31 protein-coding genes are annotated in these 22675 nt (G+C 71.8%); 28 read left to right on the forward strand and 3 right to left on the reverse strand.

Annotated features, from left to right (window positions below):
* Positions 1-89: 89 nt before the first annotated feature.
* From ACSU6L_RS40895 to ACSU6L_RS40905, 3 genes are all read right to left on the reverse strand, one after another.
* Entirely contained in the window at positions 90-1493 is a 1404-nt protein-coding gene (locus ACSU6L_RS40895; RefSeq protein WP_437065328.1) for a hypothetical protein, read from the reverse strand.
* A gap of 450 nt (positions 1494-1943) precedes the next feature.
* Positions 1944-2534 (reverse strand): AAA family ATPase, encoded by a 591-nt coding sequence (locus ACSU6L_RS40900; RefSeq protein ID WP_437065330.1) that lies wholly within the window; start codon positions 2532-2534, stop codon positions 1944-1946.
* On the reverse strand, positions 2531-3265 hold the full coding sequence (locus ACSU6L_RS40905) for a GntR family transcriptional regulator (protein ID WP_437065331.1): 735 nt from the start codon (positions 3263-3265) through the stop codon (positions 2531-2533). The genes ACSU6L_RS40900 and ACSU6L_RS40905 overlap by 4 nt, the downstream gene beginning before the upstream one ends.
* Before the next feature lie 340 nt (positions 3266-3605).
* On the opposite strand from ACSU6L_RS40905, the gene ACSU6L_RS40910 reads away from it, so the two are divergent.
* From ACSU6L_RS40910 to ACSU6L_RS41045, 28 genes are all read left to right on the forward strand, one after another.
* Positions 3606-3893 (forward strand): hypothetical protein, encoded by a 288-nt coding sequence (locus tag ACSU6L_RS40910; protein WP_437065333.1) that lies wholly within the window; start codon positions 3606-3608, stop codon positions 3891-3893.
* Positions 3890-4045 carry a hypothetical protein gene (locus ACSU6L_RS40915; RefSeq protein ID WP_437065335.1) on the forward strand — a complete coding sequence of 52 codons (156 nt, stop codon included), beginning with the start codon at positions 3890-3892 and terminating at the stop codon, positions 4043-4045. The genes ACSU6L_RS40910 and ACSU6L_RS40915 overlap by 4 nt, the downstream gene beginning before the upstream one ends.
* A 109-nt stretch (positions 4046-4154) precedes the next feature.
* Positions 4155-4340 (forward strand): hypothetical protein, encoded by a 186-nt coding sequence (locus ACSU6L_RS40920; protein ID WP_437065336.1) that lies wholly within the window; start codon positions 4155-4157, stop codon positions 4338-4340.
* On the forward strand, positions 4340-5785 hold the full coding sequence (locus ACSU6L_RS40925; protein WP_437065338.1) for a hypothetical protein: 1446 nt from the start codon (positions 4340-4342) through the stop codon (positions 5783-5785). Before ACSU6L_RS40920 ends, ACSU6L_RS40925 begins: the two co-directional genes overlap by 1 nt.
* Positions 5786-5941: 156 nt before the next feature.
* Positions 5942-8314: a hypothetical protein gene (locus tag ACSU6L_RS40930; protein ID WP_437065339.1), complete on the forward strand. Its 2373-nt coding sequence runs from the start codon at positions 5942-5944 to the stop codon at positions 8312-8314.
* 205 nt (positions 8315-8519) lie between these two features.
* Positions 8520-9338 (forward strand): hypothetical protein, encoded by an 819-nt coding sequence (locus ACSU6L_RS40935; RefSeq protein ID WP_437065340.1) that lies wholly within the window; start codon positions 8520-8522, stop codon positions 9336-9338.
* A 118-nt stretch (positions 9339-9456) separates the two neighbouring features.
* Positions 9457-9846: a hypothetical protein gene (locus ACSU6L_RS40940; protein ID WP_437065341.1), complete on the forward strand. Its 390-nt coding sequence runs from the start codon at positions 9457-9459 to the stop codon at positions 9844-9846.
* Between the two features lie 127 nt (positions 9847-9973).
* A complete protein-coding gene (locus tag ACSU6L_RS40945) occupies positions 9974-10522 on the forward strand; it encodes a hypothetical protein (RefSeq protein WP_437065343.1) in 549 nt (182 codons plus the stop codon).
* Positions 10523-10641: 119 nt separating this feature from the next.
* Positions 10642-10923 carry a hypothetical protein gene (locus ACSU6L_RS40950; protein ID WP_055689233.1) on the forward strand — a complete coding sequence of 94 codons (282 nt, stop codon included), beginning with the start codon at positions 10642-10644 and terminating at the stop codon, positions 10921-10923.
* Between the two features lie 22 nt (positions 10924-10945).
* Entirely contained in the window at positions 10946-11599 is a 654-nt protein-coding gene (locus ACSU6L_RS40955; protein WP_437065345.1) for a hypothetical protein, read from the forward strand.
* Positions 11600-11730: 131 nt separating this feature from the next.
* Positions 11731-12345 carry a DUF6919 domain-containing protein gene (locus ACSU6L_RS40960; protein WP_437065347.1) on the forward strand — a complete coding sequence of 205 codons (615 nt, stop codon included), beginning with the start codon at positions 11731-11733 and terminating at the stop codon, positions 12343-12345.
* Between the two features lie 89 nt (positions 12346-12434).
* A complete protein-coding gene (locus ACSU6L_RS40965; RefSeq protein ID WP_437065348.1) occupies positions 12435-12605 on the forward strand; it encodes a hypothetical protein in 171 nt (56 codons plus the stop codon).
* 82 nt (positions 12606-12687) lie between these two features.
* Complete coding sequence (locus tag ACSU6L_RS40970; RefSeq protein ID WP_437065349.1) at positions 12688-12972, forward strand: hypothetical protein; 285 nt, start codon at positions 12688-12690, stop codon at positions 12970-12972.
* Between the two features lie 97 nt (positions 12973-13069).
* Positions 13070-13291, forward strand: a complete 222-nt coding sequence (locus ACSU6L_RS40975; RefSeq protein WP_437065351.1) for a hypothetical protein — start codon at positions 13070-13072, stop codon at positions 13289-13291.
* Between the two features lie 89 nt (positions 13292-13380).
* Entirely contained in the window at positions 13381-13683 is a 303-nt protein-coding gene (locus ACSU6L_RS40980; protein ID WP_437065352.1) for a WhiB family transcriptional regulator, read from the forward strand.
* Complete coding sequence (locus ACSU6L_RS40985; RefSeq protein WP_437065354.1) at positions 13680-14306, forward strand: GGDEF domain-containing protein; 627 nt, start codon at positions 13680-13682, stop codon at positions 14304-14306. The genes ACSU6L_RS40980 and ACSU6L_RS40985 overlap by 4 nt, the downstream gene beginning before the upstream one ends.
* A 114-nt stretch (positions 14307-14420) precedes the next feature.
* Positions 14421-14969 carry an Lsr2 family DNA-binding protein gene (locus ACSU6L_RS40990; protein ID WP_437065355.1) on the forward strand — a complete coding sequence of 183 codons (549 nt, stop codon included), beginning with the start codon at positions 14421-14423 and terminating at the stop codon, positions 14967-14969.
* A gap of 111 nt (positions 14970-15080) precedes the next feature.
* Positions 15081-15959, forward strand: a complete 879-nt coding sequence (locus ACSU6L_RS40995) for an AAA family ATPase (RefSeq protein WP_437065356.1) — start codon at positions 15081-15083, stop codon at positions 15957-15959.
* Positions 15956-16387 (forward strand): hypothetical protein, encoded by a 432-nt coding sequence (locus ACSU6L_RS41000; RefSeq protein ID WP_437065357.1) that lies wholly within the window; start codon positions 15956-15958, stop codon positions 16385-16387. Before ACSU6L_RS40995 ends, ACSU6L_RS41000 begins: the two co-directional genes overlap by 4 nt.
* Before the next feature lie 28 nt (positions 16388-16415).
* Positions 16416-16580: a pRL2-8 gene (locus ACSU6L_RS41005; protein ID WP_437065358.1), complete on the forward strand. Its 165-nt coding sequence runs from the start codon at positions 16416-16418 to the stop codon at positions 16578-16580.
* Positions 16581-16762: 182 nt separating this feature from the next.
* Entirely contained in the window at positions 16763-17518 is a 756-nt protein-coding gene (locus tag ACSU6L_RS41010) for a hypothetical protein (RefSeq protein WP_437065359.1), read from the forward strand.
* A gap of 23 nt (positions 17519-17541) precedes the next feature.
* Positions 17542-18105, forward strand: a complete 564-nt coding sequence (locus tag ACSU6L_RS41015) for a hypothetical protein (RefSeq protein ID WP_437065360.1) — start codon at positions 17542-17544, stop codon at positions 18103-18105.
* Between the two features lie 69 nt (positions 18106-18174).
* Positions 18175-18513 carry a hypothetical protein gene (locus ACSU6L_RS41020; RefSeq protein WP_437065362.1) on the forward strand — a complete coding sequence of 113 codons (339 nt, stop codon included), beginning with the start codon at positions 18175-18177 and terminating at the stop codon, positions 18511-18513.
* The gene (locus ACSU6L_RS41025) at positions 18513-18812 is read left to right on the forward strand and encodes a DUF6247 family protein (RefSeq protein WP_437065364.1); all 300 of its coding nucleotides are present in this window, start codon (positions 18513-18515) and stop codon (positions 18810-18812) included. The genes ACSU6L_RS41020 and ACSU6L_RS41025 overlap by 1 nt, the downstream gene beginning before the upstream one ends.
* Positions 18809-19066: a hypothetical protein gene (locus tag ACSU6L_RS41030; protein WP_437065365.1), complete on the forward strand. Its 258-nt coding sequence runs from the start codon at positions 18809-18811 to the stop codon at positions 19064-19066. Before ACSU6L_RS41025 ends, ACSU6L_RS41030 begins: the two co-directional genes overlap by 4 nt.
* 194 nt (positions 19067-19260) lie before the next feature.
* Positions 19261-19896: a hypothetical protein gene (locus tag ACSU6L_RS41035; RefSeq protein ID WP_437065366.1), complete on the forward strand. Its 636-nt coding sequence runs from the start codon at positions 19261-19263 to the stop codon at positions 19894-19896.
* A gap of 582 nt (positions 19897-20478) precedes the next feature.
* Positions 20479-20841, forward strand: coding sequence for a hypothetical protein (locus tag ACSU6L_RS41040; RefSeq protein WP_437065367.1), 363 nt, complete (start codon positions 20479-20481; stop codon positions 20839-20841).
* 148 nt (positions 20842-20989) lie between these two features.
* On the forward strand, positions 20990-22465 hold the full coding sequence (locus ACSU6L_RS41045) for a DUF2637 domain-containing protein (RefSeq protein WP_437065368.1): 1476 nt from the start codon (positions 20990-20992) through the stop codon (positions 22463-22465).
* The last annotated feature ends 210 nt before the right edge of the window (positions 22466-22675 follow it).

Raw genomic sequence — 22675 nt, forward strand, 5'->3', positions numbered from 1 at the left:
CCGGCAGTCCCGTACTCACAGAGTCACGAACTGCGGACATGCCGAGGGGCCGCACCCCGTCGGTGGGGTGCGGCCGTCCCTGACCTGCGTCAGGCGGTCTGCGAGTAGGCCAGCAGCTCCGGGTTCTCCCGGGCGATCTGCTCCTGCAGACGGCGCCGCTCCTCCGCGTCCGCCAGCCGCTTCCGTTCCGCCGCCTCCCGGCGCTCGCGCTCCTCAGCGGCCTCCCGCTCGCGTTCGGCGTGCTCTCGGTAGGCGTTCTCCAGCAGCTCGTTCCACCGCTCGCGCGCCAGCCGCTCGCGCTCAGCCTCCGCCCGCCGCAGGTTCTCCTGCAGCCGGGCCGCCGCCTCGTGCGCCTCTTGCTCCTCCTTGCGGCATGGACCGCACAAGCCGTCCTCGGGAGCCTCCACGCCGGTCTTGCCCGGCGTGTGGCAGGTGCGGCACTTCCACCGGCGCGGGGCCGGGGCGCCGCCGCCCTGGTCCTCGCCGGGCTCGCCGCGCTGCGCGGGCACCGGGTGCTTCCGGTCCTCCATGCGCTGCTCGCACGTCCGGCACGCCGCCCCGGAGTCGAGGATCACGCCGTCCTCGCACATCGGCTCCGGGCAGTCCGTCGACGGACGCACCAGCGCCACCGCGACGCCGATCGCCGAGCCGATGCCCTTGCCGCCCGGCATGGCCGCTTCCTCGTAGCCGTGCTTCCACCACCGGCGCTTCACCCGCTTGACCAGGACGTCCGCCGTGCGCGAGTCCAGGGCGTCCAGGATCGCGTCCCGCAGCACCGGCGGCCGGTACGACGGCAGCAGTGCACGCAGCTGCTCAGGGAACGCCGCCTCCACCAGCTTCACCGCGGCCGCCTCCGACTGCGTCATCCGCCTGCCCGGCTCCTTCTTCTTCGTCGGCTTCTTCGGCGCCACCGACTTCCGGGGCGGCTTGGCCGGAGCCGATGCAGCCGCGCCGGCGGCCCCGCTCCCCCGGTCCTCTCCCCTACGGGCGCCCCGGCCCCGGCCGCTCTCCGCCGCCTGCCCCGGCACCTCGAAGTCGAGCTTGCGGCGCTCCCGCTTCCTCTCCCGCTTGGCCTCCACCTTCGCGAGGTGCTTCGCCGCCCGCTCACGTGCCGACTTCGTCGGCGGATCCAGCTTCACGCTCCGCACGTTCGGCTCGCGCGCGATGCTGTCCAACAGCTCCTTGACCTCGTCGTCCGTGGCGGGCGTGTCGTACACCACAACCTCGGTCGAGAACTGGTTGTCCCCGGCCCACTGGATCCTCACCTTGACGACGTACCGGGCGACCTGAAGCATGCCCCAGGCACCGGCCAGGGCGTCCCGGTGGTAGCCGTACTTCTCTGCGATCTCGTGCAGGGTGATCTCGTAGCCGTCCCTGTGGCGCAGGACCACGGTCAGCAGGCCCAAGGCCTCCAGGTCAAGGCTGTCCGAGTCGTCGACGGTCTCATTGGGGACGGCGGCGAACCGTGGCGGCCGTCCTGAACGCTTCCTCAACGCGCACCCCCTCTCGGGGTGGCGGAGGCCCTCTCCGGCACGGTGTCCGTGCCCGGCGGTCGAGCGGTGGTGCTCATTGTGCTGGGTTCTCCCCTGACATTGGGGAGCCGTACAGGCGGCGGATCATCACCAGATAGGAGTGACGCGGCACACGCGTGCTGTTTGCTGTGGCCAGGTCTGGCTATTCTGATATCGGTACCCGGGCCCTCGTGGTCAGGTGCCCGGCGTTACCGCCGACGTACGACTCGAAGCTTTGGTAGGCGGGTGAGTCGACTCATTGACGGCCGTTCCTGTTGGCGCAGGGGCGGCCGTCGGCTTGTCTAGGGAGGTAGTGCGTGCTTCACGGTGCTCATCTTCCTCTTTCCTCATCGCTGCCCAACGGGCAGACACGCTTTTCGTTGCTGTGTGCCACCGTGCCCGCGGGTACCTGGGGTTGACGGTGCGGCCGGGCTAGCCGTCGGGGGTGTCGAGCAGGCCGAGCACCCCGAGCACGGTTTCGAGTTGGCCGTCGTAGGTCACGTGCGGTTCGTCCGGGCCCGGAGCCTCGAAACGACGGGCGTGACGCTGCAGGTCGGACTTACTGAAGAACATGGCGTTGGGGTCGTCGTAGGTGGCCTCGTTGCGCTCCTGGATGCGCGCCCAGAGGACATCGAGGGTGGCGGGCAGATGGATGAGCGTGACCGCGGCTCCGGCCTCCTCCCCCAGTCGGCGCCATTCCGCTCGCTCGTTGGCGGTCCAGAAGCCGTGATCCATGACTGCCGTGCCACCAGCCTCCAGCAGCCCGCGTAGTTCTCGTGCGACCTCCTGCAGCACCGGGCGCTCCCTGACCAGGTACTCGCCCCGGGGGAAGTCCCGTCCGTAGTGGCCGTACGTGCGCCAGACCCGCTCGTCGGGACAGAAACGAACGAATCCGCGTGCTTCCAGGGCGCGGGCCAAGGTCGTCTTGCCCGACCCGGGTAGACCAGCCATCAGCACCAGCTGGGCCGTCTCACGCCGAGCGGTGGGCTGGGAGGCAGCTTCGGTGAGGGGTGAGGCAGTCATGCAACGGCCTCTTCCCTGGTCCAGCGGCGGCCGGGACCTCCGACATCGACGCCGTACTCGATCGTGACCCCGCCGGCGTCGATGATGCGCACGGTCATTACCACCACGGCCGCACGCGTGTCCTCAGCGATCTCCAGAAGGGCAGCATCGGACGGAGTGGTGAGACGGGCCCAGATGGCGCTGATGCGCCGGGCGACCGGACGGCCCGTGTGGTTCGTGATCAGGTCGATCGTCGTGCCGCTCGCGAGCCGTCTGCCCATCGCCAGCTCGGGCAGTGCGTCCGCGAACGAGGCCGGGATCCACGAGGTCGAATAAGAGATCACGTCCCCGGTCTGCGCATCGCGGTAGGTGCGAGAGCGCCTCAGCACCAGGTCGCCCCTGTTCAGGCCGAGAGCCTCAGCCACGTCGGCTGGGGCCGCTACGACACCCGCTGTGTGGGAGTCGGAGAGTTCACCGTCGCGCCAGGACGAGCCGGTGATCCTGCTGCGCTGCTCGCGTTCGGCTCCCGTCGACAGAGGGGTGCGCTCGCGCACAACGGTCCCGTGGCCACGGGACGTCGCCACCAGGCCCTCCCTCTCCAGCGCTCGGTACGCCGCGTGAACAGTCGTCTTCGAGCCCCGGCCAGCCCGGGCCAGCTCCTCGATCTTGGGCAGGCGGTCCCCGGGCCGGTACTCGCCGCTGTTGATCTTTGCGGCGATCTCCTCAGCGAGGTCTTTCCACTTCGGCGGCATGGCCGGGCGATCTCCTCCATTGGGTAGCTGGCAGGTCTAGTGAATCACAGTCTCGGGATTAATTGACAGACCTCACTAGTCCCAGGATTAGGGTCTGCCGGGTGATTGACAAGGAATCGCAATACTGGGATTGTCGAAGGGTCCGGAACGCAGAGTGAGTGCAGCTCACGATGCGCATCGAGTCGCCATGCCCTGGGCGATTCATTCGGCGCTTTCGCCGCCGGCGCAGCCCCACTGCCAATTCAGGGCACCGCCATGCCTAAAAACGGGCCCCCCGGCCGCCTGGAAGCCAAGCCGGAGAGCCCGCGCAAGGGCCGACCGAGTAGAGAGGCACGACCCTATGAGGACCATCGTCGCAGGCCGCATCGTCGGTAGCGAGAGCGAGTACATCGAGGCCGCGATGGGCTTCGGTGGCGACTTCGCCGCCCTCCGCGCCGCGTCCCCCGAGCTGCGGGCCGCCTACGTGGAGTTCCTGGTGGACACCAGCGACCCGGACAACGACATCGACCGCGAGAACATCGCGCACCTGCGCCGTGTGCTGGGCGTCCGCCCGCCGGCGAACGTGGTGCCGCTGCCGCGGCGCGGCACCGCCGACCTGAGCACCGCGAAGGGTGGTCGGGCCGCATGAACTTCACGACCTCCAACCCCCGCCTGACCGTCCTGTTCTCCCTGCTGCCCGTGATGCTGGGCCGGGTGCGGCTGTTCGCCGCGCTGGCCGGCGGCGCCTGGCTGTTCGGGATCGAGCTGGGCGTCATGGCGCCCGCGTCGGCATGGTGCTGATCGCCCTCGTGGTCATCGCCCTGGACGCCGTCCTCACCCCGCCGGGCGTCCTCGCCTCCCCCGCCTTCCGCACGGTGGCGGGCGGCTTCCGGGACAAGGAGGCGGCGTGATGAAGACCGCGACCACCCCGCAGCGCGGCCGCCAGGCCACGACCGCCCCGCAGTCCGCGGACATGACGGACTGGACCGGCGCTGACTTCGACTCCTGGGAGGTCCTGACCTCCCTCAACGTCTCCGACCCGATCACCCGCGTCACCCGCGCCCGCCAGGGGCACGGCCAGGAAAGGACTCGCTGATGGAGACGACGACCTACGAGGGCCGCCGTCAGCTGGACAAGGTCACGGCCCGCGCGGCGGCCACCCACGCCGAGGCGGAGGGGCGCAAGACCAACGCCCTGACGAACATCCAGATCGCCGAGGAGCGCGAGAAGGCCGCTGAGCGCAAGCGGCTGCGCAAGGAGGCGGCGAAGACGAAGCGGCTGGAGGAGAAGGCCAAGCGCCGGGAGAAGCGGGCTGCGGCCCGCAAGGCCCGCAACGAGCGGCTCGCCGAGGCAGTCGGCCAGCCCCTGCCGTGGGTGATGACCGTGGTCGTCACCAGCATCACGTTCGCCTTCCCCGGGCAGTTCTCGGCGGTGGTCGGCCTCGGTGTGATGTGGGTGTTGGCGCTGATGGTGCCCGTCTTCGTCGAGGGTTCGACGTGGGCGATGGCATGGCTGCGCAAGTGGGCGGTCGCCAACGACAAGCCTGCGGGCCTCTACACGGTGATGACCTGGCTGTTCGCCTCGGTCGCGGCCGGGCTGAACGCCTGGCACCACGCGGACAAGCCGCAGCTCGCGGTCGTGTTCGCCGCCTCCTCGCTGTTCGGCGTGGCGGTCTGGGAGATCTACATGCACTCCCAGAGCCACGCGGTCGGCGGCCGCAGCGCGGAGCAGATCCGGATCTCGCTGCTGCGGCGGATCAAGCACTGGCGCGTCGTGCGCCGGGCCGCGTGGCTGCGCACAGCGACGATTCCGCCCCTGTCGGAGGCGGACGCCTGGGACCGGGCGTGGCGGCAGGTGCACGGTGCCGAGCCGGGCGTTACCAAGGGCATCCTCAAGCGGTTCGGGAAGCGCGCGGGCAAGGTCGCCGGGCTCGTCGAGCAGCACGACGAGCTGAGGCCCACGGCGTCGCTCGCGATGTTCGACGCGCCCGTCGAGCCGGTGCGCGAGGTGCCCGCCGGCGAGGGCTGGATGATCGACCCGGGGGCCATCGGAAAGATCCTCGCGGACCCCGCGAACGCTCTGCGCGCGGACCGCGCGAAGGCATCCGTCGCGAAGATCAAAAAGGGCGCCGAGGTCCACACTGAGAGGCCCGCGCAGGGCCCGCGCGCGGCCCGCACGCGCGCCGCGAACGAGCAGGTCAAGCCCAACAACCCCCCCTCCGCGCGAGGTCGTCAGAAGGGTGCTGACGAGGAGGGCTCGAAGCAGTCCCGCGCGGCCCGCGCGCTGGCCGCGGAGACCGCCCGCGCGGCCACCCCGGAGCAGGCCGAGGCCGAGAAGAAGGCGGCCCGCAAGTGGGTCCTGGAGCAGCTGAGCGCGGGCCGCGAAGTCGGCTGGCGCGACGTCCAGCGGTACTTCGAGAAGGAGGTGCCGGAGCAGCACATGCGGATGGTGCGCGGGGAGACCTGGTGCCGTCAGCGGATCAAGGAAGCCGAGCGCGAGCACAACGGCGACCCAGTCCTGCACCTCGCCGCGACCAGCTGACATGCGCGGCCCGCACCGGAGTCTGTAAGTCCGTGACTCCCGGGCTCACAGAGTCCCGGACCAACTGAACAGAGCGAGACGGGGCCGGTCCCTCACCGACCAAGACGATGGCCGTCCCCGTCTCGCCACCACCCCAGATGAGGAGGCGAGACCAGCATGAACGAGACCGACGAGCGGACGGCGCAGAACGGCCGCGGCGAGGCGGTCGCGAAGGTGATCCGACTGCCCTTCGCCGACACCAAGCCCGAGGTCTCCGACGCCCCGGAGGCCCCCGCGCCCGCGCCGGCGGCCCGCGTAGACATGGCCAAGCCCGAGCCGCCCGCGCCCGCGCCGGTCGAGGGGACGGTGTTCACCGCCGAGGAGTGGGAGCTGGGGGAGGACCCGGAGGGCGACGCGCCGTGGATCAGCCCGGCGCTTCGCACCCCGGAGGGGCGCACGGCCCGCCGCGCGTACGTCCAGCGCCAGGCCAGGCGCCGGGTCCGCCGGTGGGCGGCGCGGCAGTGGACGCCGCGCGGCATCGTGCCCACCACGGTCCGCGGCGGTGTGCGCATCCACCGCTGGGTGCGCGGGGTCGAGGGGCAGAACGCCGATGCCGCCAAGCGCCGCGCCGAGATGCTCGCGCGGGAGGCGGAGCGGGCGGCCCGCCGGGCCCAGTTCGCGCTGCTCCAGCGGGACGCGAAGAAGAAGGCCGCCGACGTCGCGCAGCAGGAGTCGTCGATGGCCCTGGTCCAGGCCACCGCGGCGGTCTCCACGGCCCGCAGCAAGTTCCTCCAGCGCGCCGCCGCCGCCTACCTGCCGATGGCCGGGATCGACGTTGCCGGGTTCGTGTTCATGGACGGCCTGTTCGGTCTGGGTGCGGGCGTGATGGTCAACCTCGCGGTCCTGGCCCGGGTCGGCCGCCGGCCGGACATGGCGCCGGAGGAGCTGGAGGAGCTGGAGCGCACCGAGGCCGGTCTGCCGGACCGGTTCGAGATGGGCATGACGCCGCGGGCGTTCGAGGCGATGCTGCACGAGGCCCTGGTCCAGGAGGTCAAGGTCGCGGTCCACTCCATGCGGGTCCTCCCGCGGGAGTGGGGTTTCGAGGTCGAGCTGGTGCTCAAGAACCAGACTCCGGAGAAGCTCTCGGAGAACCTGGGCCTGCTGGAGGCCTGCCTGCCAGGCGTGCGCACGAATTCGGCGCTTCTGCAGCAGTCCAAGCAGGCCCGCAACGAATGCGTGCTGCGCATCCCGGGCGACAACCCGTGGAAGGCGGTGCCGGAGCTGCCCTACCGGGCGCCGAAGTCGATCAGCACGCATGACCTGCACAAGGCGCAGATGGGTGCCGACATGTCCGGCCGGGTCCTGGCGCTGCCGGGCAAGCGGACCAGCGTCAGCATCATCGGAAAGCCCCGCTCGGGAAAGTCGACGGTGCTGCGGGCCTACCTGGACGCGCTGACCGCGACCCGCGACCGCATCATCGTGGGCATCGACCTTGGCTCGTACGGTGCGGGATTCGGCCCGTACGCCAAGTGCATGGCCGCCGTCGCGCGTACGCCGTCCGAGGCGCGCACTGTTCTCGAATGGGCCCTGGCCATCGGAACGAACCGGCCCAAGCTGTTTCAGCGGGCAGGCATGACCGGCGGGAACTGGGAGGCCAGCCCTGAATACCCCGGTATCACCGTGGTGATCGACGAATTCCCGGCCCTGGTGAAGGCCGCTAAGGCGGAGACCTTCCCCAAGGGCGAAGAGGGTGAGGCAAAGCCGCTGAGGCTGGACGAACTGGTCCAGCAGATCCACATCACGTCGGCGAAGTCCGATGACGTGCTGGTGATTGCCTCCCACAGCGTCACCAAGGAAAGGATCGGCGAGAACACGTGGCTCGCGGAGGTGCCGGTCCAGGTGATGGGTGCCTGCGACAAGGACGACATCGTTCAGATCGTCGGTAAGGGGGCTATGGCGGAGGGCTGGCGGGCGGACCGGCTACTTCCGGCGATGGGCGACGCCGTCAACGACGCCTCCGTGGTGTACCCGTTGGCCGGCGCCGCCTACTGCGAGCCGATCCCCTACCGCGCCTGCATCACCAGCGATGCGGAGGCCGACCGGCGGGCCGAGGAGCGCGTCGCCGCAGGTCTGTGCGAACTCGACGCCGGGACTCAGGCCTTCGTCGTCGGTATCGAGCTGCCGAACCCCGGCGGCGGCGACCCGTGGGACGACGACGAGGGCGAGGAGGAGCCCCTCCCGGTCCTGCTGCGCACGATCCGCACGATCTACGCGGACTTCGGCAACCCGAGCGGCATGACGGAGGACGAGCTGTTCGACCAGCTCCACCGGTTCGACCCGACGACGTGGGACCTGGACCGCTTCGTCCCCGAGGGCGGCAAGCCGATGACCAAGGGCGCGGTCCTGGCCCTGGTGCTCGACAAGGTCCTGGCCCCGCGCGGCCAGAAGTGGACCAAGGAGTCGTACCGGCCCAAGGGCGCCAAGAACACGGTCAAGGGCTACCGCCTGCTCGACCTCAAGAGGCTCGTCGGCGAGGCCGACGGGAGCTGACCCGCTTCCGGAACACCCGGAAACATGCAGGTCAGCGGGGGGAACCGGCCCGGAACAGGGCCGGAACCCCCGCTCCGGGCCGGAACATGTTTCCCCCTCCCGGACCCCGTTCCCGAGCTGTTCCACGGCCCTGACCTGCACGTTTCTCCCAGTTCCGCCGCTGTTACGTCCGAAAGATCACGAATGTTCCCCCGGAGGAGATCTGATGCCGATCAAGCCGTGGCGGGCCCTTGATCCCGACGGAGGCACCCACTACCTCTCGTTCGAGCGCCGCTTCCGTGTCGTCGTCGAGGACCCCGAGCACACATGGCGCCGCGTGTGGATTCCGACCGTGATCGCCTGCCCGCTCTGCGGTATCGACACCGGCCTGCGGCTGGCCTACCAGAGCGGCATGGACGCCGTGGTGGAGGCCGCCTGCCCGGTCGGGCACACCTGGGTCGAGCCCCGCATCGACGTCCCACAGTGGATGGCCTACTGCCGCTACCGCGCCGGACGGCAGGAGATCGACTGGCTGTGGCTGATCCAGGCCGGGTTCGGCGAGGAGCCGCCCCCGCCGATCGACTACGTCAAGGAGATCCGCAAGGGCGCGGTCGAGGTCGCCAAGTACGGCAGGCGCAAGGTGAGGGCGAAGGTCCGCCGCGAGGTCCGCTCGGTCAAGAAGAAGGTCGGCAAGCGGGTGCGCAACGAGGCGATGCGCCCGGTGGCCGCCCTGCTGCGGACGGCCTGGACCATGCAGGCCGGAGGCGTCGAGCCGGTCAAGGCCTCCCGCCGGCGCCCGGCGGAGCCGAAGCCCCCGAAGACCCCGCCGGTCTCCGCCTACCGCAAGGCCTACGGCGTCCAGGCCCCCGCGAAGGGGCCGAAGTGCCTGGTCTGCGAGGACACCGGCCGGATCACCGCCCCCGGGATCTCCGTCCCCTGCGTCGAGTGCGACGGACCGGCCGCGGCCGCCCTGGCGGCCGCCGAGCGCCGCGCCGAGCGCGCCCGCCAGGGCAAGGACGAAAGCCGCACCAGTACCACCAAGTGACCCGCCCCGGCGCTCGCGCTGAATCCCGAACTCTGTAACTCCGGCAGTGCCGAAGTTCGGGATTTGGCGGGAACGCCCGGTCGACCCGGCCGGATTCCCCGACGACGAAGGAGCCACCGTGAACGTCCCCTTCAAGCTCACCGCCCTGGCCGCCCGCCTCATGGGGAAGACCTGGGCACACGAGAGCACCGAGGAACTCGCCGCTGCGCTCGACCAGCAGGTCGAGCAGCTGCGCGACGCGAACATGCCGGAGCACCTGGCCGGCGCGGCGAGCCTGACCAGCGTCCCCGCCTACCAGCCCGGCCTGATCGAGCTGCGCGGCGACATCTACGACGCGGCCGTCTACCTGGACGCCCTGACCACCAGCGCCACGGCGCTGGGCGACGCCGACCTGGTCGAGGCGCTGCGGGAGGCGGGCGAGACCGCGCACGAACTGGTCGCCCGCCTCGCGGCCGCCGCGCACGCCACGATCCCCGCCCCGGCCGTCCCGGTCTCCCAGGTCGCCTGACCAGCGGAAACAAAAAGATGCTGCCTATGAAAAGTAGGCACACGCTAGACAGGCCCACAAAAAGTAGGCATTCTAAGAGTGCGGCGCCCGACCGGGGGCCGCACACCGAGGGGAAGGAACCCCGCTCATGACCGCGATGCACCTCAACTCCGCCGACAGCCACGGCCGCGCCCTGCGGGCCCTGCGCCGCACCACCCACGTCCTGCGCCTGGTGGGCGACCACGTCTCGACCGTCGCCGTCGGTGTCGTCGGCGCCGGTGTCCTCGCCTGGATGGTCAACGACGTCACCGAGTTCGCCCCGGTCCTGACCATCACCGACAACATGGCGATGCTGCTGGTCCTGGCCACGTGGGGCGCCGCCCTGCTGGTCAAGGGCTTCGCGTACGACATCGCCGACCGGATCGACCCCGACAGCCGCGACGGCGACGACCTGTGGGAGGCCACCACGGCCCTCCGGGACACCGCCGAGGACATCACCAACGGCGCGAACTACGACGACATCCGGCTCGCCCTCCAGGCCAGCCAGGTCCTGCCCGCACTGCACGAGCTGACCGGGCACCTGCGCGGCGCGTACGCCCAGGACGGCGAGATGGAGGAGGCGGCCGCCCTCAGCGACACCGTCGCCCTGGTCCGCGCCGCCGCCGAGTCGATGGGTCACCGCGACCTCAGCGAGTGACTTCGCCCCGGGGCGGCCGCCATCCCGGCCAAGGAACTCCGGCCGCCCCGGGCTCCGAACCCGCTCCAGACCGGAGCAGGAGGAGAACCCATCCTCCCCCATCCCGAAGGAGCCGAGAAATGCCCAAGTCCGACGCCGAGAAGGCCGCCGAAGCCCAGCGCGTACAGCAGGTCCAGCAGCGCCTGGCGGCCGCGAAGACCACCCGCGACCAGCGCAAGGCCGACGCCGAGTTCGACTTCTGGGCGGACGTCGCCGCCGCGATCGACAGCGGCGAGGTCAAGCAGACCGAGGCCTGCGAAGCCATCGGCTACAAGCGCGAGTACGTCCGCCGCCAGCTGATCGAGCACCGGGCCCAGGCCGAGGCCCGGGCCGCAGCCGCCCCCTCCGACACCACCGACTGACCCACCCCGCGAGGAGCCCCCGATGCCCGAGCAGACCCCGGCCCCTGGCCAGATGCCCGCCCCGAAGACCCCGATCGACTTCCTGAGCGAGCACCGCGCCTACGTGGGCACCACCGCGGCCGCCGGCACGCTGCTGGCCCTGGCCCGGATCTGGAACGCCCAGGGCGCTGAGCACTCGCCCAGCGCCGCCGGGCTCATGCTCGCCTTCGGTGCCGCCTCCGGCTACTTCGCAGCCAAGAACGACGAGGAGACGGCCAGCGCCGTCTTCTCGTCGATGGCGCTGACCTTCGGCGCCCTGTCCGTCGGCGTCTACGCCGACCCGATCGCCCCGGCCCTGATCATCTGGATCGTCGCCGTCATCGCGTCCTGCGTCCTGATCGCCCGCTCCCGCCGCGACGACCGCCGGGTGGCCACCGCGCACGCCAACGAGATGGCGGCGCTCCAGATGGACCGCAGCGCGGACATCACCATCGCCAAGATCGAGGCGAACGCGCAGATCCAGGTTGCCCGCGAGCAGTCCGCGGCCGCCGCCGCCATCGAGGAGGCCCGCGCACACCGCGCCGCCCTCGCCGACGGCCCGCTCGACCCGATCGCCATGCTCCGCGCCACCGGCCAGCTCCCGCCCCTGCACGTCGTCAAGGACACCGACACCGACGACGAACGCCGCACCGCCTGACCTGCCACGCATTGGAGGATCCGTCATGCCCGAGGAACTCGCCGACTTCCTGCTCGTCCTGCTGGTCGTGCTGGCCGTCCCCGTCGTCGCCTTCCTGATCGTTGGCCCCTGAGCCGGAAACGGAGAACCCCGTGAAGTTACGACTGCCCGTGCTGGGACGCCGCCTGGACCGCCGGTGGAAGACCGCCGCCACCCTCGCCGACCTCGGTGACCTGATGGCCCTGTGGCTGGAGGGCGAGATCGCTTCCTGGCCCGGATACGCACCGGGCTGCGGGCCCGACGAGGAGACCCGCGAGCTGATTCCGACTCTCGCGGCAGCCAACCGGGCCGGGTACATCACCATCGCCTCCCAGCCCGGCGTCGACCCGGAGTCCGGGTTCGACGGCCTGATCTGGACGCAGAAGGCCGCCGTCGAGGGCTTCGTCCGCGACCGCGTCCTGCTGCGCGCCCTAGTCGACGCCGCGTACGAGGCGGGCCTTGACGCCGAGGTCGCCGACACGTTGGACACCGGCGCGAGGGGCATCGTCGTCACCCTGCGCGGCGGGGAGCCCTACACCGACTTCGGCGGCTACCTCGGCGGCGCGAAGCTGCGGCACACCATCTGGCCGGGCATCGGCTCCGGCGCTCTGGACGACGTCTTCCACGCAGTACGGGTCACCCTCGCCGCCCCCGAGTACGGCGCCGCTCCCGGCGCGCGGGTGTGGGAGGTCCTGGACTCCGTCATCGGCCGCGTGCCCACCGCCTGACCTGCCGGTTGCCCGATCCGCCCGTCACCGACGGGCGGTGAGGGGAATCGCGACAGCGCTTCCGCTCCAACTCTGAGAGGACCTGTCTCATGTTCGGACGCAAGGCCGCCCAGAAGCTCGATGACACCGCCGCCGACCTGCACCGCCGTTACGGCAAGGCCGGGGACATCATCGCCAACGCCGTAATCGCCCCGGTCCGCAACCAGATCGACACCGGCTGCACCCGCTGCGCCCGCGGCAAGTGCAAGAAGCACAGCTGACGGCTGCCCGCGTCGTCCCGGCCGGGGGAGCGGGACGGCAAGGGGAGCTGGACAGCTCCATCACCCAGAGAGGAAGCCAACCGTGAAGCTGCTCCGCCGCACGCTGCCCCCGACGCAGCCCGCCGTGTCCGAGGACGCTGTTGCCACTGGCCTGCGGACCCTCGCCGACGACCTTGCCGCCGGCGACGACTGGGCCCGGGACTGCATCAGCAACCTGCACGAGCTGAACGCCAAGGACCTGGCCGACTACCCGACCAGCATCGAGCGCCGCATCCGCATCGCCCACCTGGGCAAGCCGGGCCCCGGGCACGTCCCCGACGACGCCTACACCCGCCTGATGAGCACGTTCACCTCCTCCGGCAGCTGACCGGCTGCCTGCACCGCCGGTCTAGCACCGGCGGTGACGGGGAGCCGGGACAGCCCCGGATTCCGACGGAACCCACAGAGAAAGGGAGGTGAACCTCATGGCGCATTGGGCGGTCGAGATCCCCACCCGCACCACCGGCGAGAACCCCCGGACCGGCGTCCAGTGGTTCACGTATCCGGCGTCGGCCTTCCCCGCCCGCGGAGACGTGGTCCAGAAGGTCCGCGAGGACGTCGCCAGTGCGACCGCGGTCCGGCACCGCGGCGGCGCGGTCGCCGACATCGACGCCATAAGGGTCGTCTGGCACGACGACGTCATTTAGATCCGCCCCGGGGCGGCCGTCTCACGGCCAAGCGAACCGGCCGCCCCGGGCCACCCGAACCCCCTACAGAGGAAAGGGCACCGCCCATCATGGCTCAGAAGACGAACGGAAACCCGACTCCGGTCATCGCGATTCCGCTGGCCGACCCGTCGGTGCCGTACCCGGAGATCACCGGCGGCGAGCCGTGCCTCCAGGACCCGGACTTCTGGTTCCCCGAGCAGGGCGTGACCGCCGGTCCGGCCAAGGCCTTCTGCCGCACCTGCCCGGTCATGGCCGACTGCCTGGCGTGGGCCCTGGCCAACCCGCACCTGGCCGGTGAGGGCGTCTGGGGCGGCACGACCCGCACCGAGCGCAACGCCGTGCGCCGCAACGCGATGAGGCGGGCGGCATGACGAACCCGGTGGACATAACCCTGGCCCTCGCCGCCCTCGCCCTGGCCGGCGGGTGGGTGCTGCACGCCAGCCGCCTTTACCGGCGCCTGGACCGCTCCCGCCACGACCCGCTGACCGGGCTGTGGACCCGCGACGGCTGGACCCGCCGGGCGGAGCGCATCATCACCCGCCGACCGCGGGCCGCGGTCCTCCTTGCCGACCTGGACGGCTTCAAGCCGGTCAACGACGTGCACGGCCACCCGGCCGGTGACGCCGTCCTGGCGGCCGCGGGCGAGCGGCTGACCGCCTGGTGCGGCGCCCACGGTGTGGCCGGACGACTCGGGGGCGACGAGTTCGTCGCAATCGTCGACGACGACGCCCGCCTGGAGGACCGGCTCGCCGACCTCGCCGAGCTGCTGCGCCAGCCCGTCGAGCACCAGGGCGTGACGCTGACCGTCGGCGCCTCCATCGGCGCCGCCCGGCTCGCCGCCCTTCCCGAGCCGACCCTGGCGGCCGCGCTCGCGGCAGCCGACCAGGCCATGTACCGGGTCAAGGGCCGCACCCGCCGCGGCCGCCGCCTGCTGCTGGCCCCGGCGTTCGCCGCCCTGCGCTCCCTCCCGCAGCGCATGCGCCTCGCGGCATGACCATTGCCGCGCTCCGGCGCCTCCTGGACGAGGCGCAGCCGGACGTGGTCCGGCCGCCCGCCCCCCCAGCTTCCATCCCGTCGAACCCATCCCCGCAGCAAGGAGAACACCCAGGTGAACGCCTACGACGCGGTAGTCCGGTCCATGCACCGGGACGGCTACACCCCCGACCGGATCTCCGCCGAGCTGAACGTCCCCAAGGACGAGGTCGCCGAGATCATCGACAGCACGGAGCAGAACGCCGAGCAGACCGACCCGGCCCCGGCGCCCGAGCCGATCACCGAGGCCATGCCCGAGGTCGCCGCGCTGCTCGCATGGGCCGCCGCCCACGACGACACCAAGGTCCGTGCCGACGGCGAGCAGGCGGCCGCCGTCCTCACCGCGCTGCGTGAGCGGCGCACCGTCGACGCCGAGCTGGAGAAGATCTCCAGCGAGGAGAGCCAGCTGGAGGAACGCCTCGCCGCACTGCGCGCTCGCAAGAACACGCTCCGGCCCCAGCCCGCCGGCGCCAAGCGCAAGCGGCAGGAACGGGACTACGAGCCCAGCCACGTCCGGGCGTGGGCCCGCGCGCACGGCCACGAGGTGCCGGACCGGGGCCAGATCCCGAAGAAGGTCCTGGACGCCTGGCGCCAGCGTGCCCCGCAACTGCTCGCCGTCAGCTGACCTGCCTGGCACACCACCGCACGACCCCCCGGGGCGCGGCCGCCATCCCGGCCAGGAACCCGCCGGCCGCCCCCGGGGCCCTCCGAACCCAGACCGAGGAGAGATCCCGACATGAACCCGATCCCCGAGCCGTCCGTCATCGTGATGATCGGCGCGAGCGGCTCCGGCAAGTCCACCCTCACCCGCACGTGGCCCGCCGACTACCGGCTCGAACTCGACTCCTACCGGTGGGCTGTCTCCGGCGACGCGGGCGACCAGGAGGCCACCGCGGACGCCGTGGCCCTGCTGGACGCCGTCCTGCAGCGGCGCCTGGCCCGCGGACTGACGTGCGTGGTGGACGCAACGAACACCCGCTTCGACGTCAGGCAGCGGCTGATCGAGGCGGCCCACGCCCACCAGCTGCCCGCGGCCGCGATCGTGATGACCGCGCCGCTGGAGCAGTGCCTGGCCCGCAACGCCCGCCGCCCGGGCAACCGGCGGGTGCCCGACGCCGTGGTGCGCCACCAGTTCCAGCAGATCGCCGCCGCCCGCCCGGGCCTGCGCGCCGAGGGCTTCGACCACGTGGTCACCGACGACCGGCTGATGCGGCTGCGGGCCCTGCTCCAGCGCTCCGTCGACCGCATCCACGCCGACCACCAGGTCGACGGCGACCACACCGAGCGCGCCCGCCGGGTGCTGGCCCGCCGGTTCTTCGGCGAGGACCTGGCGGAGGCCTTCCACTGGACGCACCTGCGCCCCAACCACGACCCCGTCGGCGCCCTCGCGGTCGGCGGCGACGAGATCACCCTCGCCTACCGCACCTGGTTCCCCGACCCGATGGACTGGGGGTTCGAGGCGCAGGTGCCCTGCCTGGGCGGCTGCTCCGGCCCGGCCTGGGTGCCGGTGCACAGCCCGATGGACCTGCTCGCTGTCTACGACGACGACTTCCCCGAGGACGGCGTGCGGTGCGACCGCTGCACCGCCGCCGCCACCGCCCGGGAGGCGGTGTGAGCACCGCAGTGAACCCCGACACGGGCGACGGATTCGACGCCCCGACCCCGGCCGAGGCCTACGCCGACGCCCCCGACCTGCGCCGCGAGATGCACGCGGTCATGGAGCTGGGCGCCATCCGCGACGGCCGCCGCGAGGGGGTGGTCGCCGAGCCGCCTGCGCCCGACGCCGCGGCCGCCGAGCGCGTCTATCTCCTGCGCCGGGCCGCCCTGATGGACCGCATGGCCGTCGAGGACCCCGGCCCCGGGGCCCGCGGCGCCGCCGTGCGGGCCGCGTTCGACCTTGCCCAGTTCGACCGCCAGCACCCGGCGATGACCGCCGGGCCGCACGGACCCCAGTCGATCGAGTTCGACCCCAGCCAGCGCCCGTACGTCCGCCAGGAGTACGCCGCCTGGACCGCCGCCGGACGGCCCGGCAGCGACAGCTGACCCGCCCGCCCCTTGGAAGGAGACCGGCGTGAAGACACCTCCCGGCCAGTGCAGGCAGTGCTGGAGGCACGCCCACGACCCGAAGGCACACCGCCATCTCAAGCCCCGAGAGGACTGCCCGCAGTGTGTGGACCACATGCTCAACGGCCACGGCTCGGACCTCGTCCCGAAGAAGGCTTCGAGCTGGTTCTGACCACGGGGCGGTCCTGCTCGAGGAACGACGCTCCGCGCCGTGCCTCGTGCATCCCCTCGCCGAAGAAGGCCTGAGACCGCCTCGGGCGGGCGGAAGTACTCGATCCCGCCCCGCACGGTCCGTACGGCACGACAGCATGAGCCCGGGGCCGACGGCCCGGGCTCAGCCACGAAGGGACGTACATGAGCAACGACAGGGTGGACGAACTCCGCGAGATCGTCCGCGCCAACCGGCCGGAGACGCCCGACCTCAGCACGGCCATCCACGCAGCGGTGGACCGGCAGGCGTCCGCACTCCGCACGCACCGGGAGCCGACCAGCACTCCCGTGACCGGGCCGACAGGAAGCGAGGAGCCCATGCCCACCACGGACACCCCCGAGGGGCCCGCCTACGCCGCCGAGGCGTACGCCGCCGTCGAGAAGGCCGCCAAGTCCCTCCGCTCCCTGTACGCGCCGAGCGTGCTCGAAGAGGCCGCTGCCCTGCTGACCGACCTGTGGGCGGCCGGCGGGCGGCACGGCGTCGAGCGCAAGGAGTGGGACTGGGCGGTGAACCTGCCCTCCAGCGCACTGGAGGTCATTGCCAGCCGCTACACCCACACCCCCGACCCCGAGCGCACCGGCGACCAGGTCGTCGCCCTGCGCCGCGACCTGGCCGAGGCCCTGACCTCCGCTGAGATCGGCCTGAGCGTGCAGGACGGGCCGCGGCTGAACATGGTGGTCGTCGAGCGCCTTCCCGAGACGCCCCGCGGCGGCTACCACGGCGACGCCAACCTGGTCGTCGGCATCTACGCCAACGGCGGCTGGGACATCAGCATGAACGCCGACGGCGCCACCGTCGTCTCCATCGCCGCCCCCGCCACCAAGGCCGGGGCCGGCGAGGTCGCCGCCCTCGTGCGGGCCGTCGCCCGCGGCGAACTCGGCAACCCCTTCCGCAGCTGATCCTTCACCACCCGAGGAGCACCATGCCCGACTGGACCCCGACCACCCTGGTCCGTGTCGACCGCGACAACTCCGGGGCGGGCGGCAGCCGCTTCGGCTCGTACCTCCTCGCCCGCGAGAGCCAGCTCGACGAGGACGACCGCACCGAACGCGCCGAGTTCACCGCGTGGGCGTGGAACATCGCCACCCCGCCGGTGATGTCGCCCGGCTACGTCGACATCCGCCCCGACCTGTCGGTCACCTTCGACCGCGACGAGGACGGCGACCCGATCGTGAAGGTCACCGTGCCGTTGCCTCACCGGGCGCTCGCCCGCGAGCACCGCCCCGGCTACGAGGTGGGCGACTGGGAGGCCCCGTACGGCCGCGGCGAGAGGTACCCCAAGCTGTGGGGGCCCGCGTTCGTCAAGCGCCCGGCCGTCCTGGCGTCCGCCACGCTGCTCGTGCCCGCCAAGGACTGGGACCTGTTCGTCCCATCCGGCGGCGCCGCACAGCTAGTGGACGACGCGCAGCTCGCCGTGGAGACCGCCGCCCGGCTCATCAACAGCTACGTCGGCCCCCAGGTCGCCGATCTGCTCGGGGCGTCGTAGGCCGACCCGACCGAGGCGGGCGCCGTGGCCGCGGGCATCGGCCCCGGCGCCCGCCAGGGAGCAAAGCACATGCGCGAGACCGCCACCACCCGCCGCCCGGCGACCGTCGCCGTGGCGGCGCCCGGCGTTCTGCACGCCGCCCTCGCCGCCTGCCACCCTGAGCGGCTGCCCGCCTGGCTCACCCGGGCGCAGCCCCGGTGCGGCACCGGCCCCGGCGGCACCCTGCACCTGGACACGGCGGCCGCCCAGGAGCTGGAGGACCTCGCGGCGATGGCCCTGTGGGAGTGCCAGCAGGCCGACAGCGAGGGCGAGCCGTTCACCACCCTGTTCGCCGAGGCCTGCGCCGCCGTTCTCGACTCCCTCGCCGCCGCCCGCCACACTCGAACCCAGACACTGGAGGGACCGTGATGACCGCTCAGCCCGTCCACCAGCCCGCCCCGCCGCCGTCCCCCGCGGCCGCCGCGCAGCTGCGCGAGCGCATCAGCCGGCACCAGCGCGCCGCGCACTGGCTGCCCGCCTTCGAGCGGGACTGGGGGCACGCCCTGGAGACGGCCCGGCAGACGTTCGACCTGACCCCGCTGCACGAGACGATCCGGGAGTGGAGCGGCCGCCTGGACACCGCCCCGGCGGTCGCCGCGTTCCTCGCGGGCGGCATGGACACCTCCGACGGCGTCCCCCTGGAGGACGTCATCGGGTCCCGCGGGTGACCCCGGCCTGGCCCGCCCGGCTGTCCCCGAACGCCTCCGCCGTGCTGGCCACGCTCCAGCCGGAGGTACAGGAGATGGTGCGCGACGTGCTCGACATCGCCTCCCGCCAGCCGTGGGGCTGGCCGCAGTGGGATCCCACCGACCCGGAGGGGCCGGACCTGCGCCGCGCCGACGTCGGCCCGCTCACCGTCGTCTACTTCATCAACCAGCCGCGCGAGTACCTGTACGTGCTCGATGTCGTATGGGCCGGATGACCGGCCACCTCGCCGAACGGTGAAGGCCCCGCGGGACTCCCGCGGGGCCTTCACCGTTCGGCGAGCCGGAAACTGAGAACTTTTCCGACTTCCTGTCTCACACCTTCGGCCTCTCTGCACTGATGGACCCCCGGAGGTCTCGCACGCGGGATCCCCATGTTCCCGTCCGATCTTGACCAGCCGAGAGGCCAGGAATGAGCGCAAGCTACAAGAAGAAGAGGAGGATCCCGCTCCAGCGCGGCACGGCCCCAGACGCCGTACCCCCGCTGGAGGCGCTGTGCCCGGAGGCGCAGCGCCAGTGGGACCTCATGCAGAAGCTGGCCCCCTCCGTGCGGAAGACCGTGTTCGCGCTGACTCGCAGCACCGACACGGTGGATGAGATCGAATCGAGAGTGTGGCTCGCGATCCTTATCCGCCTCACGAACTCAGGCCCGCTGGACGGGAAGTTCGGCACGGTCAAGTCGTACCTGTGGCAGGTGGTCCGGGAGAAGTCGGCCACCTACTTGCAGGAGCTGGCCAAGCGGGCGGAGGACTTCGTCGGCGACGACATGTACCTGCTGGAACGCCAGGAGCCCCATCCCAGCGCTGAGTCCGAGGCGGCCTTGGTCGATCTCGCGCCGGCGATGCGGGTGCTGGCCGAGGAGATGAGCGACCTGCAGCTGAGAGCGTGGGTGCTGGCGGAAGCCTACGACCTCAAGTCACCGGTGATCGCAGACCTTCTTGGCGGCACCACCACGAAGGAATCCGTGCGTGACGCTCTCCGCAACGCGCGGGCGAAGTTGCGCTCAGAGCGTGTCGGTCTCCGTCTCGGTGTCCTCGCCGAGGACTAGCCGCCTCCAGGAAGTACGGGCCGCACGCAACGACGACGGCGCGGCCCGCGGTTCCGAGTGGCGGCTGCTACCTAGGCGTATGGACACCGCCGGGTGAGTGGCTGAAGAGATCGAGAGGAGGTTTCAACACCGATGAACATCGTCTGGGGCGTGGTCTCAGACGGCGACAAGGAAGCCGACACGCTGTACCAGCCCTCCGCATGGGCTTGTGCACACTTCGGAAGGAGTCGGGGGAGTTCGTATGCAAAGGCTCATCGTTAGGATCCGCGTCTTCATGATCGCGGTGGTCGCGTGGTTGTGGGTCGCCGTGACCTGGTCACGCAATCTTGCCGAGTTGCTTCTTCTGCGGCTGCCCGCCCGGCCGCCCGCCCGGCCGTTGCGCCGAGACCGGAACAGGCACCTGCCTTTGAGGCGGGCGGAGGTCTCAGCAACGACTGAGTAATTCGCCGCTCGACAGTTGAGAACGGGCCGGGTCTCCACTCACACAGGAGGCCCGGCCCGACTGTTGTCACGTACCGATGCAGACGCGCGGGGCCCGCCGCCTGATCCAGGCGGCAGGCAGGCACACACACAGGAACGCCCATGACCACCATGCAGCGCAGAGGCGACCACGGCCAGGTCTGCCCGGCCCCCACGATGCTGAACCGCACGGTTGAAGACCTCCTTGCCGAGGTCGAGCACGAGTACACCTGCCGTCGGCGTGAGGCCCGTGCCCTTCGCCGCCGGATCCGCCGCCAGCGCCGGCGAGACCAGCCCTTGCGCGTGCGTGCCGTCCGACTCGCCAGCAAAGCCGGGGCGGTGGGGCTCGCCGTGATCGGTACCGGCGCCTTCACCATGGCCGGTGCCTCCCTCGCGATGGAGGGCTTCGCCACGGCGCGGGAGCTGTTCGCCGTCGCCGCCGCTGCCTGGGGTGGTTCGTGTGCCCTGAAGATCTTCAGCGGCTGACCTGTGCGGTTCACCCTGGTATTCGCACCCTCGTCGGAATTCCGGCGAGGGTGCTTTACGTGACCGGTGCCGCGGGACACGGTGCCGACGTGCACTTCGGCGTACCGTGCTGATCGCCCTTGCCACCGAAAGAGGAGAGTGTCCCGCCGTGACCACGCACGCGGTGCCCGGCGCTGAGCGACGACCGCCGATACCCGCCAGCCGTACCGCAGCCGACGGTGACGCCCTGGTGCCCATCCGCGGAGGCCTGCTCGGCTCCGCCGTTCTCGTCGGTCTCGCCGCCGTCGCCCTCGCGGTCATCGGCTTCACCGGCTCCTACCGCTCGGTGCGCGACCTCGCCCTGGACTGGGGATGGGGCTGGTTCGCCTACGTCTTCCCCGTCGGCATCGACGTCGGGATCATCGGGCTGATCGCCGCCGACCTGTTCCTGTGCGCGATCCGCACCCCGGCCCCGATCCTGCGCTGGTTCGCCTGGGTGCTGACCGTGGCCACCGTCGTCTTCAACGCCTCCAGCGGGTGGCCGCCGGACGGCTCCGCCGGGTGGATGGACTACGTCGAGGCCGCCGCCCACGCCACGATGCCCGGCCTGGTCGTGGTCATCACCGAGGCCCTGCGCCGGGCCATCGCCCGCCGGGCCCGCATCGCCGACGGGCGTCAGTTCGAGCCGCTGGGCATCGCCCGCTGGGTCCTCGCGCCCCTGCCGACCTTCGGGGTATGGCGGCGCATGAGGTTGTGGGACGTCTACACCCGCGCCGAGGCGCTCGACCTGGAGCGCGACCGGCTCACCCTGCGCGACGAGCTGCGCGAGAAGTACGGCAGGAAGTGGAAGGAGAAGGCCCGCCCCGTCGAGCTGCGCGCCATGCGCGACGCCGGCCGCGGCCTGCCGATCCCCGCCCAGCTGATCGCGAACGCTGCGCTGCCCCCCGCGAACGCCGACCGTGCGAACGCCGCGAACGCCGCCCCGGCCGACCCCGCGCGGTCCGCTGCCGACGACGGTGGCGCGAACGCCGCGAACGCCGCGAACGCCGGTGCGTACGGTGTCGAGGCGTCGACCGCGAACGACGTGCCGGTGGCAGCGGCCGCCGCGAACGGTCACCTCGTCGACATGGAGACAGTGCGAACGCCCGGGGGACCGGCGAGCGAACACCCGGCGTTCGCGGCCGCCGAACCGGCACGCCAGATGGGCGCTGACCTGCGTGATTCGCACCGCGAACGCGCGGCGGTCCCTGCGGCCGCCCCCGCGCGCTCGGTCGTCAGGAGCACGGTGCCCGCCCCCTACAGCCCGGCCGGACCCGTCACGGACGACGACCGCGAACTGGTGGGCGCGAACGCCGCGGTGCTCACCGCGAACACCTCCGCGTACGCGGCCGGGCGGACCGTGAACGGTGCGAACGGATACCGCGAAGCCGCCGCCGGCGCCGTGGCGGGGGAGGAGCGCGAACACCCCGGCGAGCGCTACACCGAGGACCGGGCCGGGCGCCGGCGCCTGGCGGAGGACTTCCTCCGAGCCAAGGAGACCGAACAGCCGCCGCCCTCCCAGGCGAGGTTCGCCGAGCGGGTCGGTGTCGCCCCCGCCACGGTGTCCAAGGCGATGAAGGAGTGGCGCGAGGACCACGGTGGCTGACCGGCCCCGTTGTGTCGACCCAACAACAACCCTCACCGCACCCCCGTCCCGTTGTCCTGACACAACAGGGCGGGGGTGCGCCGTTCCGGCCGGGTTCCCGCCGCCGGTGGAGATGCAGGGGGCTCTGCCCCCCACACCCCCCGGCCCCCCACAGAGGGGGCGGGGGCCGGAAATGATCTTGAGGTGAGTGGGTGGGGCTTGGGGTGGGCG

Origin of the sequence: Streptomyces sp. enrichment culture, assembly GCF_964272855.1 — a bacterium.
In the GTDB taxonomy this organism is placed as follows: domain Bacteria; phylum Actinomycetota; class Actinomycetes; order Streptomycetales; family Streptomycetaceae; genus Streptomyces.

Excerpts from the sequence above, each read along its gene's own strand:
- ACSU6L_RS40900 (WP_437065330.1), bottom strand. The coding sequence starts at position 2,534 with ATGACTGCCTCACCCCTCACCGAAGCTGCCTCCCAGCCCACCGCTCGG.
- ACSU6L_RS40905 (WP_437065331.1), bottom strand. The coding sequence starts at position 3,265 with ATGCCGCCGAAGTGGAAAGACCTCGCTGAGGAGATCGCCGCAAAGATC.
- ACSU6L_RS40910 (WP_437065333.1), top strand. The coding sequence starts at position 3,606 with ATGAGGACCATCGTCGCAGGCCGCATCGTCGGTAGCGAGAGCGAGTAC.
- ACSU6L_RS40915 (WP_437065335.1), top strand. The coding sequence starts at position 3,890 with ATGAACTTCACGACCTCCAACCCCCGCCTGACCGTCCTGTTCTCCCTG.
- ACSU6L_RS40920 (WP_437065336.1), top strand. The coding sequence starts at position 4,155 with ATGAAGACCGCGACCACCCCGCAGCGCGGCCGCCAGGCCACGACCGCC.
- ACSU6L_RS40925 (WP_437065338.1), top strand. The coding sequence starts at position 4,340 with ATGGAGACGACGACCTACGAGGGCCGCCGTCAGCTGGACAAGGTCACG.
- ACSU6L_RS40930 (WP_437065339.1), top strand. The coding sequence starts at position 5,942 with ATGAACGAGACCGACGAGCGGACGGCGCAGAACGGCCGCGGCGAGGCG.
- ACSU6L_RS40935 (WP_437065340.1), top strand. The coding sequence starts at position 8,520 with ATGCCGATCAAGCCGTGGCGGGCCCTTGATCCCGACGGAGGCACCCAC.
- ACSU6L_RS40945 (WP_437065343.1), top strand. The coding sequence starts at position 9,974 with ATGACCGCGATGCACCTCAACTCCGCCGACAGCCACGGCCGCGCCCTG.
- ACSU6L_RS40950 (WP_055689233.1), top strand. The coding sequence starts at position 10,642 with ATGCCCAAGTCCGACGCCGAGAAGGCCGCCGAAGCCCAGCGCGTACAG.
- ACSU6L_RS40955 (WP_437065345.1), top strand. The coding sequence starts at position 10,946 with ATGCCCGAGCAGACCCCGGCCCCTGGCCAGATGCCCGCCCCGAAGACC.
- ACSU6L_RS40965 (WP_437065348.1), top strand. The coding sequence starts at position 12,435 with ATGTTCGGACGCAAGGCCGCCCAGAAGCTCGATGACACCGCCGCCGAC.
- ACSU6L_RS40975 (WP_437065351.1), top strand. The coding sequence starts at position 13,070 with ATGGCGCATTGGGCGGTCGAGATCCCCACCCGCACCACCGGCGAGAAC.
- ACSU6L_RS40980 (WP_437065352.1), top strand. The coding sequence starts at position 13,381 with ATGGCTCAGAAGACGAACGGAAACCCGACTCCGGTCATCGCGATTCCG.
- ACSU6L_RS40985 (WP_437065354.1), top strand. The coding sequence starts at position 13,680 with ATGACGAACCCGGTGGACATAACCCTGGCCCTCGCCGCCCTCGCCCTG.
- ACSU6L_RS40995 (WP_437065356.1), top strand. The coding sequence starts at position 15,081 with ATGAACCCGATCCCCGAGCCGTCCGTCATCGTGATGATCGGCGCGAGC.
- ACSU6L_RS41010 (WP_437065359.1), top strand. The coding sequence starts at position 16,763 with ATGAGCAACGACAGGGTGGACGAACTCCGCGAGATCGTCCGCGCCAAC.
- ACSU6L_RS41015 (WP_437065360.1), top strand. The coding sequence starts at position 17,542 with ATGCCCGACTGGACCCCGACCACCCTGGTCCGTGTCGACCGCGACAAC.
- ACSU6L_RS41020 (WP_437065362.1), top strand. The coding sequence starts at position 18,175 with ATGCGCGAGACCGCCACCACCCGCCGCCCGGCGACCGTCGCCGTGGCG.
- ACSU6L_RS41025 (WP_437065364.1), top strand. The coding sequence starts at position 18,513 with ATGACCGCTCAGCCCGTCCACCAGCCCGCCCCGCCGCCGTCCCCCGCG.
- ACSU6L_RS41035 (WP_437065366.1), top strand. The coding sequence starts at position 19,261 with ATGAGCGCAAGCTACAAGAAGAAGAGGAGGATCCCGCTCCAGCGCGGC.
- ACSU6L_RS41040 (WP_437065367.1), top strand. The coding sequence starts at position 20,479 with ATGACCACCATGCAGCGCAGAGGCGACCACGGCCAGGTCTGCCCGGCC.